The organism is Pseudoalteromonas sp. S16_S37 (assembly GCF_014694405.1).
GTDB lineage: Bacteria > Pseudomonadota > Gammaproteobacteria > Enterobacterales > Alteromonadaceae > Pseudoalteromonas.
In genome coordinates this window covers 38,569-54,125 of sequence record NZ_JAAUWV010000003.1, presented here as the reverse complement: position 1 = coordinate 54,125, position 15,557 = coordinate 38,569, and the positions used below count along the sequence as shown (strand labels likewise).

The window sequence follows — 15,557 nt, the reverse complement described above, 5'->3', positions numbered from 1 at the left end:
AACTTACACTCCTATTGTGCTATCCAAGCAAGGTACTGCTGCTGTTTGCGCTTGCGCTGCATTTGTGCCCAAAACGCCATTGCTAATAGCATCAGTAGCGCAAAAGCATAGTTGCCATATTCCCACGCTTGTTGCTCACTTTGCTCCAATGGCGCCAAAGTACGATTAAAGCTGCCTCGTGAGCGAATACTCATTAAGGCTGTATCTTCAAGTGCCCAATCCACTGCATTTACCATCAGCTGTAGGGCATTTAAATAATCACTTTGCGATACGCCCCCGCTCAGCTGTAGCACCTGATCTTGTACAAAATCATTAGAGCTAAACAAGATAATCCGAGCGCTGTCGCTGGCGTGTTTGATCACACTAGAGACTTCTAGCGTTTGAGGCTCTGGGGCTGTCTCAGTGTCTTGCTCTGCATCTTCTTGTGTTTGCTGTTTTGTTAACAACGGGTTTTCTTTATCGGCAAAGAAAGAATTGAACTTGCCTTGCGCTATAACACCCAGTAAGCGCTTGCTGGTCTCACTTTCAGAGAGATAGCTTGCTTCACCTTGCTCATTGAGCTTTGGCATGATGTCAACAGATGACGAAGTCCAAGCTTTGTCGGAGCTTTCAATCAAAGGTGTGTAAGCAATGTCACTGCGCGCTTTATCAACTGCAATAGGCGATGCCCAAGCCATGGTCAACTGTGGTAACTGCGAAGTAATTAAGTTGTCTTTGTTGAGGCCATCTCTGACATCTACAAAGTATGGGTAATCTAGCATGCGCATTTCCTGTAATTGGAATCCTCCTACATTGCGCGTTATCGGAATCGGGAATGCCGCATTGCTTGGGTCCATAACTAAGCTGTCTTCGATTGTTAAACCATGATGCGCTAACCAATCATTTAAGCCGCTTTGATGATGTTGCATGGCCAGCGTACCGCGACTTAAATCCACACTGTACGGCGAAGTTGCTGCCACCACAGTACCGCCTTTCATCAAGAACTGATCCACGGCAAATAACTGCTTTTCGTCCAATGAATCAGGTGCCATTAGCATCAAGATGTCCGCCTCACCTGAGACTTGTCCATCAGTTAAATCCTCTTTTTGTACATTAAGCTGCGCGCCTAACATCTGCTCAAGATTTCTAAACTGGGCTTGTGGCATACCATAGCCACCAGGCTTAGTTGCTGCTACAAACGCCACGTTTTTGGTAAAGCCTTTGGCAAAGCGTTTAATAGCCGCATTTAGGTTACGCTCAAAGCTTGAGGCTTGCATATCTTCAAGAGGAATTTGTACAACTTGCTCACCACCTGACAGCGTTAAATAAAAATAAAATGACTCATTTGAAAATAAGCTTGTGCTCATTGGTTCAAAGCCATAATCCTGGCCGATTTGTTGAGCTACCAGTCCACCATTGGCTTCAGGCTCAATCAGGTTAATTGTAAATTTGCCTTGTGCTTTTAACTCAACCTGTTGAAGTTGCTCGTTAAGTGTTTGTTTAAAAGTAACCAACTGTTCAGGCAATTTGTCATCCGCTGAGATATAACCAGTAAAGGTGAGCGGCTGGCGCACAGTATCAAATAGGTTGCCCGCGCTTTGGTAATCTTGCAGCACCGATTTGATTGCGCGAGTGATATCGTGCTCAGGGTTACGCAGCAACACTTCAACGTCAGACTCTGCTCGGGCATTCACTTCAATCAAGTCTCTAAAGCCTAACACTTGATGTTCATCACCATATTGCACCACCACGTTAAAGTAAGAGCTGACAACCGATGCTTGGTATCTGTCTGCTACTTGGAATGGCACGGGTTTAATACCAAATTGCTGATTGGCCTGCGCTTCAAGCTCAGGATGCTGTTGCGGGTCGATAATTTCCACTCGCACGCGCCCATCAGCTACCACTTGATACTCTTCCAATAAATCTGTTAATTGCGGCACCAATGGGGCGAGCAATGGGTGAGTTTTGTCACTGAAGTAACCACGGATCAATAAAGGCTCTTGCAATTGCGCCAAGTACATTTGCGTGGCGTCAGAAATGGAGTACTGTTGGCCTTGTGTCGTGTCTAGTCGTAACTTGGGGAGCTGCCCTAACCATAAGTTGGCTGCCAGCACATTGATTGCCAATAAAGCACTCATTGCCTGCCAACGCTTGTGATGCGTGGTGCGCTTGTGTAAAACCCAACGCTCTTGCTCAAGAAAGTAGGTGTTCAATACTAAAAATACCACGCACAGTGAGACATAATAATACAAGTCTCTTAAGTCAATCACGCCTCGGGTGATATCTTCAAAACGCGCACCAGTACCAAGTTGGCGAAAAAGCTCTGCATTACTATGAGTGAAAAAGTCGGTGATAGCCGCTGTGCCAACAAAATAGAAACCACCACACACGGCACTCGCAACTAACAAGCTTACAATTTGATTATCACACCGTGCAGACACCGCAAGACCAATGGCCATATAAGCACTGCCCAGTAAAAGCACTGCAAGGTAGCCAGACAGTACCGGCCCCCAATCTAGCTCTCCTAAAATGCTCACCGTAATAGGTAAAGGTAAGGTGATGAGCAAGGCAACCAAAATTGCCTGTGATGAAATTAACGAAGCTGGTGGTGTACTTGGCAAAAAACTCCAATTGATTATTTTAGACGATGGCAGTGTGCCACAAACAGCCGTACCTGCAGCTAAAAAACTGGTGCATGAATACCACTGTGATGTTCTCATTGGCAACCTACTGTCGAGTTCACGTATTGCTGTTAACCTTGATGTTGCAGAGGTAGAAAAGGTTCCTTATCTGAGTTTTTCATTTTATGAAGGGTCAATTAAGGGGCGGTATTTTTTCTCGTTTGCGGCTTTACCTAATCAGCAAATCGACAAAATGATCCCCTATATAGCTGCTCGCTATGGTATGAAGTTTTTCTTCGCGGGCGCCAATTACGAATGGCCCAGAGGCTCTATTGATGCGGCCAAGCATGCGCTAGCCCAGATAGGGGGAGAAGTAGTTGGCGAAGAGTACCTTCAGCAAGGTTCGATTGATTTTCGCAGTATGCTTTATCGGCTTTATACCTCAGGCGCTGATGTATTTGTGTCCTACTTTGCTGGCGCCGACCAAGTAAACTTGCTAACACAATTTTCTGAAATGAAACTCAAAGGTCGTATGGCAGTGGTAATGGGCCATTTTGACGAAGTCATGGCCGCAACCTTACCGATGGAAGTAAAAAGTGGCTTTTATTCAAGCAATACTTACTTTATGTCGGTACCCACAGAAGAAAACCAACGTTACCTTGAGCGATTGCAACGCTTAGAATCGATAGATGGGCTATTACCAGATCGCAACGGCGGCTTAACTAATTTTGGCGAAGGTACCTACTTGTGTGTTAAAGCATTTGCGAAAGCTGTTGAGCAAGCTAACTCCTTAGACACCGACGCAATCATCAGCGCACTTGAGACCATAGAAGTAGATAGCCCTCAAGGCCATGTCAAAATGGACCCTATAACGCATCATGCTTATGTTAATAACTACTTGAGTCGGTGCAATCAATCGGGCGAGTTCGAAATCATTGAATCATTTGGGCAAATCAAGCCTGTGATCCCACATCGATATAAGCACCACTTTGAACAGTCTGGGCTAGACAACTTTACGCCACATGAGGAGCCCAAGTTAAACATTGCAAGCTGGCAGCTTGTTAAAATATTTTCATATCGCGAGGTGATGGACTGCCTAGTAAATCACAAACCTATATATGACCTTCCGGATTATATCCACACCGGTTTAGTGGCAGAAAAACATGCCCTTACAGAATATTTCGCCAGCAAAGAGCCCATGTTTATGATGGGTAACTCTGCTGATGGATACCAATTTAGAGTGAAGATCATCCCGCTTGTGGGCAGTGAAGACGCTAATTTAGCGATATACGAGTCTAAGGGCGACTATACCCCCCAACTGTCAGATCAAGTCCTCGCGCACGCTGACGTCGCTGTGATAGCCACGGATGAAACAGGGCATATTATTGTCGCAAATGAGTCTGCAACTATTTTATTTGGTTATGCAAATTGAAGAGTTAATTGGGCTACATATTATCCATTTGATCCCCCCTCGCTTTAGAGATAAGCATGACCTGCACTTTAAGCAGTTTTTACAGGCTAAAGATACGCAACGCAAAATGGGCAGTCGCCAAGAAATATATGGCTATAGAAAAGATGGCTCTGAATTTCCAGCCAATGCTTCAATTGCCAAAACCAGCTCAAGTGGTTTGCAGGTGTTAACCGTCACTATCGTTGATATTTCTGAGCAAAAAGAACAGCATGAGCAGCTCGAATGGCAAGCTAACCACGATACACTTACCCATTTACCTAATCGCTCTCTGTTTCACCGTAGGTTATCTACCGCATTGCGCCGCTCTCATAATACCAATACTAAAGTTGCGCTGTTATTTATCGATTTAGATCACTTTAAATCTATCAACGATATTTTTGGTCACGACTTTGGCGATATGTTGTTGGTGTCGGCTGCAAACCGCCTTTTAGGAACTATTAATCCAGGCGATACGCTTTCTCGTTTTGGTGGCGATGAATTTGTGGTGTTGTGTGACAATGTCGATGATGTTGCTCAAGTCAAAACACTCGCTCATAAAATAAACCAACGGCTAAAAGAGCCCTTCAATGTGCTCGATCAAATTGTTTATTTAAGCTGCAGTATTGGCTTTTCGATGGGTTATGGTGCATATGAAAGTGCCAATACACTTGTACGAAAAGCCGATACAGCGATGTACGAAGCAAAAGATAAGGGCCGCGATGCAATTTTAGAATATGACCCACATCTTGACTCGCAAATGAAAAACAAATTCGATATTGTCTATGACTTAAGGCGAGCCATTAACGATGAAAGTTTTTCATTGGTCATTCAGCCAATTGTGGACCTATCGAGTAATAAAGTAATTGCTGGAGAAGTATTACTGCGCTGCACAACTCCTAGAGGGGAAATTTCTCCTGCGGTATTTATACCCGTCGCAGAATCTATTGGTCTTATTAATCTAATTGGTGAATGGGTAATAATCCATGCCTTCGGAGAATTAAGTAAGATGTCCGAGCATATTGACTCTGGGCTGTTAAAATACATCTCTATCAATATTTCAAATAACCAGTTGTGCCAACCGGATTTTCTGAAATTTATTACCTCTGAGCTTGCTAAATATGACCTCTCTGCCCGCCATATTTTATTAGAAATAACAGAAACATCCATAATGAAGAATGAAACACATGTTAAACATGTGCTCGCAGAGCTTGCCGAAATTGGCTTTAAAATTGCCATTGATGATTTTGGTACAGGCTACACCTGTTTCAATCAGTTGCTAGAGCTGCCCATTGACTGTTTGAAAATAGATAAAACATTTATTGATAAACTCGAAAGTGATGAAAAAAGTCCGGTGCTAATACATACCATTAGCAGCTTAGCTAACTTTCTCGGCTTTGATGTGATCACAGAAGGCGTCGAGACCAAAGAGCAATTGAAAACCTTACACTATTTAGGCTGTTATCGGATCCAAGGATACTTGTTTTACAAACCAATGACGTTTTCAGAATTTGAGCAACTTCTAGCGGCTAACGAATCAACAAAAATTGATTTTTAGTCAATAATCTAGACACCTGTAAATTATCGCAGTTGTATTGTTTTAAACCTTTTGCCACCGTGGCGCGTCTTAATGAAGAAAACAAACAAGGAAAACTTAATGCGCCCTCTACAAAATGGATTACGCTTAATTTTTGCAAGCATCGCCATGCTTATCTTTGCCACCAACGCAGTAGCATCTGAGGCTTCTGTAAAACCATTTGCCCATCACCTCAGCGTCGCTCAAGCTTTGGAAGACATTGAGCAATGGTTTAACTGGTTACACCAAACTCACCCAGATTTGTCTCATAGTGTTAAAAATGTCGATGAGTTTTATAACACTGTTGCACAAATCAAAGCATCAATAAATGCCCCACTAAGCGCAATGCAATTATGGCAAAAAATGGCGCCACTTAATTCTTTGCTCGCCGATGGTCACCTAAAAGTGGGACACGGTTCATCAGCTCAATGGCGTCAGTGGATAAGCGAAGGCGTTGCTTTATTTCCATATGAAGTGCAAATATCAGATGGTTTAATTATTATAAACAGCGAGTTAGCTGAACAAGATAGTCAATATAAAGGGGCTAAAATAGTTTCTGTTAATGGTAAAAGTGGCGAAGCTATCTTAAACACACTTCTCACAAACACACATGGCGATACTTTGGCGTTTCGTGAAAATGTTTTGCAAAGCCAGTTTAATCGACTGTTTTATATGACCTTTGGTCCTCAGGATACATTTTCTATCACGCTGGAGCGCAATAATAATATTCACAATATCACCGTTAAAGCAAAAGCGGCCATTCCGAGCAGCCTTGCTAAACAATCATTTGCGCAAGCGTTTAACATTACCTACAGCAATACAACGGCTTTACTGACGGTAAATACGTTCGCTTGGGATGATTTCAAACAGTTTCTTGATTTTATGGACAATACTTTTAGCGCAATCAAAGAAAGAAATGTGGACCATTTAGTTATCGACATTCGCAATAACGGTGGTGGTAATGACGATATGTGGATGGCTGGTATTCTGCGCTACATTGCCGATAAACCTTACAGACACTTTTCAACTTATCGTTCAAAAATACTATTGAAATACCGAGATCCTGGGCAGATAGTTGGTGATATAGAACAAGGTGAAAATACTCGTTTAATTCAGCCAGAGCCAGAACTCGATAATTTTTATCACGGCAAAACGTCATTACTAATTGGCACAGGCACTTATTCATCAGCTATCGTCTTTGCCAATACAGTTCAAGATTACCATTTTGCACAACTTATTGGCTTACCTACAGGTGGACGCAGCACGCAAAGTGGCGGCATTCAGTTTATGTCATTAAACCATAGCCAATTACAAATGATCTCTCCTCGCTTTTTACTCACACGTCCAAGTGGCATTAAACAAATGACGCCTGTGCAAAGCGAATTAACCTTATCACAAGCGAATCTTCCAAAAGCACTCACAAGCAGTCTATAGCGACCTTTAAAATGTAGATAACACACAAAGCATCTAGGCTTTGTGTGTACTGCCTGCCATATGAAATCGTGACTTAACATCAAGTTTTTCGATGAAAGCAATCGTTTTTATTTGCTAACAAAAATTTATTGATGATCCCGTAAAAGCATGGACCAAAGTGATGAATCTCGATAGCTAAGCCGTATTAACAAATACCAAAAAGGCACTATCGGGTGCCTTTGTTTTTCTCGGTTCCCATATAGCAATTGAGAAGTTTTTTATCTTCCGCTTAAACACCAATTTCAGTGCCAACACAAGTAATTTCACCCGCACCTTTTAACACTCCATATTTCTTGCACTATTGCAACTTAGCCTCGCGCCACTGAATTTATCGCACTCAGAAATCATTATAAATTTAAGGAACAAACAATGGCGTTCAAACTAAACTCTCTGTGCCTAGCCCTATCTCTGGGCTTATCTAATTATGCTGTAGCATCGTGCAGTGGTATTGCCGGTGATGCATCGGTTTACCTAGATGGCATGTTGCTAAAGATCACCGGCTCAAATGACAGTGAAAGCTATTCATTAAGCTCTTCAGGTGATGAGCTTACCGTTACCAGAAAGGTAGGCAATAGTTCAAGTTGTGAGTCTTTTTTCTTAAGCCAAATTAGAATGATTGACGCTCGACTCGGCAAAGGTGATGACAGCTTTGATGCCAAAAATATTGCCATACAGCAAATGCTATTTGGCGAAGATGGCAACGATACGCTAACGTCAGGAAACCAAGCTGACACCATCTATGGTGGTGCAGGAGATGACACCATATCGGGTAATGGCGGTAACGACCGTCTTTTTGGTGAAGACGGACAAGACGTAATCCACGGTGGTGCAGGCAATGACCATATATCGGGCGGCAACCATCATGACCAGCTTTTTGGCGATAATAACGAAGACATGCTGATGGGCGATGCGGGAGGCGACTTGCTGATGGGTGGTCAAGGCAGAGATATCCTAATAGGTGGTGCCGATAACGATTATCTTGGTGGTGGATGCCGTCTAGCAAATGCTGGCAATGGTTATATCTTTGAGCAAACTGGCTGCAATAGTAACAATGACGGTGACGATACCTTATTTGGTGGCCCTGGAGATGATGTACTCAGTGGTGATGCGGGTAATGATAAGCTGTATGGCGACGACGGTGACGATTACCTAACAGGTAACAGCGGGAGAGAAGATAGGCTCTACGGTGGTAACGGCAATGATGCCCTGTTCGAAAGTGGCGATGACGAAATCAACAGCGTTCGCTGGCATAAAGCCTATGGCAATGGAGGTGATGATATTCTGTTTACCTATCATGAAAACTCTGAACAACATGGTGGCAGTGGCAACGATGTGATCATTACGTCTTCAACTGAATACGAAGCCAAAATTGAAGGCGGGAAAAATGCCGATTACATATGGACTGCAGATATGTTTCCGCAAGGTAGTTGTGGCTCAGGTGATGATAAAGGGGTACTTTTCCTTGACAGCTGTGAAGGGATCACTTGGGTAGACGATTGGCAAGGCCTGCTATCAAAAGTGGATAAAAAAAGTAACTTCACCAACCCATACTACAAAGCGGCCAATACCGTGGTAGAAATGCCAGGCACACATACTGGTTTTGATAAAGGTTGGCGCAGTTTTGTTGTAAGACCAACCACACTGTACGATATTGTTTCAAGTGTGGTGTTTAAACGTTGGTTAGAGGACCAAAGCACTGCGCCATACTCATATTATGAATGGCGAGTTGACTATAACATGAGTGGCACAGCGATATATGGCACCTATTTCAATAAGTTAGAAAATAACATAGCTTATACTTATAAAAATTTGATCCAACAAATCGCAACTTGCTACAGCCCAACTGGCGTTATCATCGACTGTGAATAGATAACCAACCCGCTAAGCTTCATGTAAAAACAGCCCAACACTTTTACTGTTGGGCTTGCTCTATAATCTAGCACAACTAACGATTAACACTCAGTTTCTGATTTAGCCACAGCGCGACCATGATGATAGTGCCACCAATAATTAAGCGAGGTATGTCTGCATCTCGGTTCCAAATCACCACATTAACTAAGATACCCGCTGGGATCAGCATATTATTCATCACCGCTAAGGTTCCCACGTCAACTTGGGTTGCTCCTTTATTCCAAGCAAAATAACCCAACCCAGATGCAACAATGCCTAAGTAGACTAATACACCCCATTGAGTAAACGTTGTGGGCAACCGCTGTGCATTTCCAAACAGCGCAAAACAACTTAGCGCAACAATTAGAGCCCCAATAAAAAACCAACCAAACACATTATGCTGATTTAGTTCACGATTTTTCATCAAGCGTTTATAACCCACCTGCCCTGCGGCAAAGCACAGGTTGGCGCCTTGCACTAGCAACATACCAACAATAAATTGACCATCAACACCTTCATAACGAATAGCAACAGCCCCAGCTACTGCCACAAGTGCAGCGAATAAAAATTTACCGTTAACATGCTTATTAAGTAAATCGTTAAGTAAGGTGATATACAAAGGCGTCATTACCGTAAACAGTAATACTTCTGGCACGCTTAAATATAAAAAGGAGTGATAATAAAAGCCATACATTACGCCCAATTGAATGGCACCAATGAGCATAAGCTTGCCAACTAACATCTTGTTGTTAAGAGGTATTTTAAGAAACGGTAAAAACACACACGCAGCTAAAGCGATACGTGTGAGCACGCTGAACCATGGGTCAACTTGGCCCGCCAAGTAAACTCCAATTAAACTAAACGAAAAAGCCCAAACAAGGGTGACAACACCAAGATAATACATACAACAGTTCATCAACTTGTAAACCTGAACTTGGGATAAGCAACATGCTACAGCACTGCTCTTTTCGCGTATTTCTGCGTTTAATTCGCTAGCAATAGCTCGCTATTACGTACGCGAACTCGCCTTGAACTGCACAAAAATAGCAACACTGTATGATTTGGTCTGGTAATGGATTGATACAACTAACTTTGTCATATCCATTATCCCGAGTTCAGGTTAATAAAGTTGTTATGCTACACAATCAAGGATTTAAGTGCTAGCGAACTGTCTAACAACAGAGGTTTTGTTCACTCATCTTTAAGTAACTGATATAAAGTATCCAAACGCTTATTTACTCGATGACTTTCGTAGTATGTGCCAAACGCCACAAGAAATATTAAAAACAATAATAAATAAGAAATCGGCTGAGCCAAGATCTGTGGAAACAGTGTAATGATCCCTAACAGTATAAATATGCCAAAAATCGCACGAAAAAATAACGCGGTGCCGCTAGGCCTTAACTTTTCAAACTCATGTCTAAGCGTTGAACTTTGTTGCTTTGCATCAGTGCAATATGCTTATCTATATCGTCCGTGTTCATTTTCAATCCTTCAACCTATAACAATGTCTTTGCTAAAAAGAAACACCCTATAACAGGGACGCCGATTATACACATTCCTATTTTAGCTTCTAGAGCAATTACATTAATTTTTTATGTTCAAAAAGTTATCCTTACTATGTCACTTTGTGCAATGAGCGATTCAACCAACGCTAGTTGTTGAGTGATAGGATTGATATCAAAACTCAAACCAAATCGACTTTGTCCAATTGAAAAACACTCAGGCTCAATGTTAACTCGGCATCTATGCGATTGAATACGCTGTGACTGAGTAAAATTAAAATATAGCTGCACATTCCTTACTTGCCAGCGATGTGGACTGGCTGATTGTCGTTATGCGATAACTTGCTGTTTAGCCTACCCTAGCAGCTAGTCATAAGCGAACAACCAAGTTTGCATCTTAGGCTCATCAACCACTGCATGTGCAAGGTTTTCGTCTAACGACACATACGCCATTAGACTATATCCCCCTAAATTTTGTACCCCCTCTCATTAGTAATATTACCCTAAATAAACACCTGACAATCATTTGTTTTATTTTTCACAATTATTTGTTAGTGTTTTGTTGTCGGCTAATTTCGACGCAATGGGCAAACCATTCGAAAGGATGGGGCGCAAAGTCACCGGTCTAAGGGACATAATGTCCTATGATAGCGGGATTGCTAGCGCAGCCAAGCTATTGTGCTGCCTATCTTTCCGTTCCAAATGACCAAGTTGTTTATATTTGGAGCAAAGTACATGATGTTATTAACAAAAGGCAAACTAGCCATATTATATGGTTGTATTAGTTTTGCTTTCAGCTCTGCGGCCCATGCCGCCCCCAATGTTGCAACAAAAGCAGCACTGCCAACACAAGCGATTGAAAACTTACCTGAGGGAAAACTCAAAAAAAGTCTTGAAAACCTGCCACCACATGCACAACAAAAAGTGCTCGTGCAACTTCAAGCATTAGGGATCCCAGCCCTTGATATGCTACTGATGGAAGCAGACAACAGTGGTGAATTATTTTACATCGAAGAAGGTTTAACAGAGCAAGCCGTTATCAGTGACGAACAATACACTTTACCGACGGTTGATGTATTCAAATTACACAGTAATCCAAGTTCTGCCAACAAAGTATTCTTAGATTTTGATGGCGGGCAAATTAGTGGTAAAGCATGGGGTGGCGGCGCAAGCTACAATGCAACTCCTTACGATTTAGATGGCGACCCAACTACTTTTAACGATACCGAGCGAGCACGCATCCATGAAATTTGGAATCGTATGGCGGATGACTTTGCAGCGTTTGATATTGATGTAACCACTGAAGCCCCTAGCGAATTTAACGCCAACACTGGCTGGGTGTTATTTACCAAAGATGTAGATACATCTGGTGGGGCCATGCCACATCAAGGGGCTGGAGGCGTGGCCTATGTAAACGTCTGGGGGCGCAGCAACTACGCTTACTATCAACCAGCATTTGTTTATTACAACAGGCTGGGCAGCGGTTTTGCACCGTATATGGCAGAGGCTGGCTCTCATGAACTTGGTCACAACCTTGGCTTAAGCCATGATGGCACTTCAACACAAAGTTATTACACAGGTTTAGGCAGTGATAGCTAACCAAGTAGCTGGGCACCTATAATGGGCGTCGGTTACTACAAAAACGTCACACAGTGGAGCAAAGGCGAGTATCCAGACGCGAGCCAGACTCAAGATGATATTGCCATTATCAACGATAAGCTTGGCGGTTCAGCAGATACACATGGACAAGCTGCAAGCCCTGTATCGTTATATGTGGATAGCAGCGGGCATTTTTCGGCAACCAATCGGGAAATTGACCCTGACAGCATCATTGCCGAAAACAAAGACAGCATTCAAGTAGGTGACAGCGACTGGTTTCAATTTAGCGCAGGCGCTGGCCCCGCTGAGTTGTATGCCACACCCGCATGGGATGCTTTCACACGCAGTACCAGACGAGGCGCTAATTTAGATATTGGCATGCGGTTATACGACAGCACTGGTGCGCTTATTGCCACCAGCAATAGCAACAGTGAAACCAGCGCCAGCATTCAAATCGACCTTGCAGAGGGTATTCACACTCTTGAAATATTTGGTGCCGCGGGACCTTACGCCAGTGACTATGCAAGCCAAGGACACTTTTACTTGCAAGGTAATATTGTGCCCTCAACGCCCGATACAACACCACCAGATCCAAACCCGATGGGCTTTGCGCAAGCTCCTAATGCAATCAGTGATACGCAAATTGCAATGCAAGCCACCGTTGCAACTGATGACAGTGGCACCATGGTTAGTTATCTATTTAGCTGCACTCAAAACACAGCTCAGTGCACAAGCAGCGGTTGGCAAAATGATGTTAATTACATTGCGACAAACCTGACACCACTGACACCATATTGCTTTAGTGTTCAAGCAAAAGATATCAGTGGCAATACCACGCTCGCTTCACAAAGTGTCTGTGCAACAACCCTCGCTACACAGCCAAAAGCTGAGCCACCCGCAGCACCCAGTAACTTAAGCGCTGTCGACGGGCAAAATGCTACAGCCTTGTTAAGCTGGCAAGATAACAGCACTAATGAGCAAACTTTTGAAGTGCAAAGAGAGTCCCAACACAAAAGCGGCCGTTGGCAGGCACCTCAAATTGTTGCGCTATTAAGTGCTGATAGCGCTGATTATAGTGATGTCAGTGACACTGGAACTTTCCGCTATAGAGTACGTGCCAACAATGATGTGGCAAGTTCTTCGTGGACGAGTTGGGTAACAGTGACTGTTACTAACACCAATAGCGGCGGCCCCGATAAGCCTTGTAAAGGCAGAAAATGTAACAATTGATCAGACATATCTCCCTTAGATATAACCACAAAAAAAGCAGCTATTGGCTGCTTTTTTTAGCGCTAACGCCTTCAAGTGGCAGCGCTAAAAAGCTGTTGCGCAACTAGGTATATGGCAATAAAAATCAAGCAGCCTCCCATCAATACATTAAATAACTTTAGCCGTTGAGGGTTATATAAAAAGCGGCTGAGCTTATCACCAAAGACCGCCCAAGCTGCGATAGATAGGTAACACACAACAAAATAGATAGATACAAAGAGTAACAGCTGCTGATGAGAGTGCGACAAATTAAATGCTGAGATCCCAGCAATACAGGCCCCCCAAGCTTTAGGATTCAACCATTGCAATAAAAATCCTTGTGCAAACCGAGGCTGCAACCCATCCTCTATTTTTAACAAAGAGCGACTGACCATTAATTGATAACCCATATAAAAAATAAACGCGTTGCCAAATACCCCTAAAATGTTTAGCAAAGTACTGTATTGCGCTAATAGCTGGAAGTAGCTCAAGCCCAACAAATACAGTAACAAAGTAAACCCAATAGTCGCCCCTGACACAAATGGCATTGCCTTTTTGGTGCCGTGATTGGTTCCCACTGAGAGCGTGATTAAGTTCACAGGCCCAGGCGAAATAGACATAGAAAGGGCAAACAAGCCCATGGCAAATATAACTGACACAGCAGACTCCTATCATTAACATTAGCGATAGTATGCCGCTGGACTTTAATTAAACTAGATAGCACAATTAGAAATTACTATTCTAAAACCCTTAACTATTAAGCTATGATCGATGAATTGAGAGCACTGGCTATTTTTGCCGAAACCGTCAAGCAAGGTTCATTTCGATCCGCAGCGCTGTCGCTACAACTTTCTCCTTCGGTGGTCAGCTATCAAGTAAGTGGCTTAGAAAAGCGCTTAGGTGTGGCGCTTTTATATCGCTCAACAAGGAAATTATCTCTCACAAATGAAGGCGAAAAGCTCTATCAGCATGCACAAGCTATGTTAACAGCGGCACAAACTGGTTTGAGCGAAATTAACCAAAATCACCAACAGCTAAAAGGCAAATTGACCATTAGCCTACCAACAGCGTTAATAAAGGCACCCATCACACAGTATTTAGCGCAATTCAGTAAGCAGTTCCCCAAAGTGACGCTTAATGTTCAGTACAAAGATGAACGCAGTGATCTTATTTACGAAGGGATAGACTTAGCCGTGCGCGCGGGCTACCTGCCTAGTAGCAACCTAAAGTCTCGGCGTTTGGGCGTTATCAAACGCCTTATGGTATGTTCAAGCTCGTACTTTGGGGCAAAAGCCGCTCCAAAACATATTCGCGATCTCGCTGATTGGAATTGGATAAGCTTGGCCATGCTGCCTCATAACCGTAATGTATTTAACGAACGAGGCGAAACTTTCCAGATCAAGTACCAAAGTAATGTTACCGTCAATAGTATCGAAGCCATGACTGAGCTATGTCTGCAAGGCCTTGGTGTGGCAACACCACCGGATTACCTAGTGAAAGACTATATTGAACAGCAAAAAATGGTGCACCTGTTCCCAAAGTGGCAAGTAGAAGATATCCCGTTATATGCCGTATGGCCAAATAATGTGCCTCAGCAAGGATTAGTTAAGTGTTTGCTAGACTATATTGCGCGCAGTGCTTTTTGATGTGGAAAGTTTTTAGAGAAAAACGTGCTTCTAAAGCGGGGCAGTCTAAAAAGCTGCCCCATACAAAATTAACGATAGAATACTTCTACCGTACCCTTTGTTTTCAATAATAATGGTTGGCCGCGACGGTCTAATGCTTTTGGTGAAGCTACTTTGATCCAACCTTCGCTAATGCAATACTCTTCCACATCGTTGCGCTCTTTGCCATTAATACGCACGCCAATCTCGTGCTGTAACACTTCTTCATTGTAAAAGCGACTGCGTGGATTAATAGAAAGCTGATCTGGAATATCTGGTCTTGAGGTTGTATCTGTCATTGTCTTAGTTCTTCAAAAAAATAAATTTGCGCTATTGTAGGGAATACTTGCAACACGCTCAACACAAAATGTGTTCAAGGCGAGAGGTGCAATAAGAAGTCTCTTTTTTCACTTTGAAAACAGTACGACTAGTTTGAACTTCATTCCCCAACAACTTCTGTTAAAAGCACTAGATTGTATGCGTAACCGAAGTTATCGCCCGCACGCATGGTCAAACTGCGTTCAAATATCAGCTGACATCTTTTTACCTAACCAA

General features: G+C 43.0%; 11 protein-coding genes and 1 riboswitch. Of the genes, 7 read left to right on the top strand and 4 right to left on the bottom strand.

The annotated features are described in order from the left end of the window. Positions 1-11 precede the first annotated feature (11 nt). Positions 12-2,600 carry a Gldg family protein gene (locus tag HC733_RS02295; protein WP_194709946.1) on the bottom strand — a complete coding sequence of 863 codons (2,589 nt, stop codon included), beginning with the start codon at positions 2,598-2,600 and terminating at the stop codon, positions 12-14. On the opposite strand from HC733_RS02295, the gene HC733_RS02290 reads away from it, so the two are divergent. The 4 genes from HC733_RS02290 (at position 2,539) to HC733_RS02275 (ending at position 8,965) form a co-directional block, all read left to right on the top strand. Further along, entirely contained in the window at positions 2,539-4,032 is a 1,494-nt protein-coding gene (locus HC733_RS02290; RefSeq protein WP_203219200.1) for an ABC transporter substrate-binding protein, read from the top strand. The genes HC733_RS02295 and HC733_RS02290 overlap by 62 nt on opposite strands. Then, positions 3,995-5,605, top strand: a complete 1,611-nt coding sequence (locus HC733_RS02285) for a putative bifunctional diguanylate cyclase/phosphodiesterase (RefSeq protein WP_190363446.1) — start codon at positions 3,995-3,997, stop codon at positions 5,603-5,605. The genes HC733_RS02290 and HC733_RS02285 overlap by 38 nt, the downstream gene beginning before the upstream one ends. 72 nt (positions 5,606-5,677) lie before the next feature. Next, complete coding sequence (locus HC733_RS02280) at positions 5,678-7,057, top strand: S41 family peptidase (RefSeq protein ID WP_190363445.1); 1,380 nt, start codon at positions 5,678-5,680, stop codon at positions 7,055-7,057. Positions 7,058-7,465: 408 nt separating this feature from the next. Beyond that, a complete protein-coding gene (locus HC733_RS02275; RefSeq protein WP_190363444.1) occupies positions 7,466-8,965 on the top strand; it encodes a calcium-binding protein in 1,500 nt (499 codons plus the stop codon). 76 nt (positions 8,966-9,041) lie between these two features. Here HC733_RS02275 and HC733_RS02270 read toward each other — a convergent pair whose 3' ends face one another. Beyond that, positions 9,042-9,890 carry a carboxylate/amino acid/amine transporter gene (locus tag HC733_RS02270; RefSeq protein WP_190363443.1) on the bottom strand — a complete coding sequence of 283 codons (849 nt, stop codon included), beginning with the start codon at positions 9,888-9,890 and terminating at the stop codon, positions 9,042-9,044. Positions 9,891-11,067: 1,177 nt separating this feature from the next. Beyond that, a riboswitch (cyclic di-GMP riboswitch) is annotated at positions 11,068-11,155 on the top strand. 71 nt (positions 11,156-11,226) lie between these two features. Here HC733_RS02270 and HC733_RS02265 point away from each other — a divergent pair. Both HC733_RS02265 and HC733_RS02260 read left to right on the top strand, forming a co-directional pair. Beyond that, complete coding sequence (locus HC733_RS02265; protein ID WP_190363442.1) at positions 11,227-12,090, top strand: zinc-dependent metalloprotease family protein; 864 nt, start codon at positions 11,227-11,229, stop codon at positions 12,088-12,090. A gap of 21 nt (positions 12,091-12,111) precedes the next feature. Continuing rightward, positions 12,112-13,320: a hypothetical protein gene (locus tag HC733_RS02260; RefSeq protein ID WP_190363441.1), complete on the top strand. Its 1,209-nt coding sequence runs from the start codon at positions 12,112-12,114 to the stop codon at positions 13,318-13,320. Positions 13,321-13,391: 71 nt separating this feature from the next. On the opposite strand, the gene HC733_RS02255 is transcribed toward HC733_RS02260, so the two are convergent. Continuing rightward, positions 13,392-13,997: a LysE family transporter gene (locus tag HC733_RS02255; protein WP_190363440.1), complete on the bottom strand. Its 606-nt coding sequence runs from the start codon at positions 13,995-13,997 to the stop codon at positions 13,392-13,394. A gap of 105 nt (positions 13,998-14,102) precedes the next feature. Between HC733_RS02255 and HC733_RS02250 the strand changes: the two genes are divergently transcribed. Next, the gene (locus HC733_RS02250) at positions 14,103-14,984 is read left to right on the top strand and encodes a LysR family transcriptional regulator (protein WP_190363439.1); all 882 of its coding nucleotides are present in this window, start codon (positions 14,103-14,105) and stop codon (positions 14,982-14,984) included. A 68-nt stretch (positions 14,985-15,052) separates the two neighbouring features. On the opposite strand, the gene HC733_RS02245 is transcribed toward HC733_RS02250, so the two are convergent. Beyond that, the gene (locus tag HC733_RS02245) at positions 15,053-15,301 is read right to left on the bottom strand and encodes a DUF3297 family protein (RefSeq protein WP_190363438.1); all 249 of its coding nucleotides are present in this window, start codon (positions 15,299-15,301) and stop codon (positions 15,053-15,055) included. Between the last annotated feature and the right edge of the window lie 256 nt (positions 15,302-15,557).

Excerpts from the sequence above, each read along its gene's own strand:
- HC733_RS02290 (WP_203219200.1), top strand. The coding sequence starts at position 2,539 with ATGAGCAAGGCAACCAAAATTGCCTGTGATGAAATTAACGAAGCTGGT.
- HC733_RS02285 (WP_190363446.1), top strand. The coding sequence starts at position 3,995 with ATGAGTCTGCAACTATTTTATTTGGTTATGCAAATTGAAGAGTTAATT.
- HC733_RS02280 (WP_190363445.1), top strand. The coding sequence starts at position 5,678 with ATGAAGAAAACAAACAAGGAAAACTTAATGCGCCCTCTACAAAATGGA.
- HC733_RS02275 (WP_190363444.1), top strand. The coding sequence starts at position 7,466 with ATGGCGTTCAAACTAAACTCTCTGTGCCTAGCCCTATCTCTGGGCTTA.
- HC733_RS02270 (WP_190363443.1), bottom strand. The coding sequence starts at position 9,890 with ATGTATTATCTTGGTGTTGTCACCCTTGTTTGGGCTTTTTCGTTTAGT.
- HC733_RS02265 (WP_190363442.1), top strand. The coding sequence starts at position 11,227 with ATGATGTTATTAACAAAAGGCAAACTAGCCATATTATATGGTTGTATT.
- HC733_RS02260 (WP_190363441.1), top strand. The coding sequence starts at position 12,112 with ATGGGCGTCGGTTACTACAAAAACGTCACACAGTGGAGCAAAGGCGAG.
- HC733_RS02250 (WP_190363439.1), top strand. The coding sequence starts at position 14,103 with ATGATCGATGAATTGAGAGCACTGGCTATTTTTGCCGAAACCGTCAAG.
- HC733_RS02245 (WP_190363438.1), bottom strand. The coding sequence starts at position 15,301 with ATGACAGATACAACCTCAAGACCAGATATTCCAGATCAGCTTTCTATT.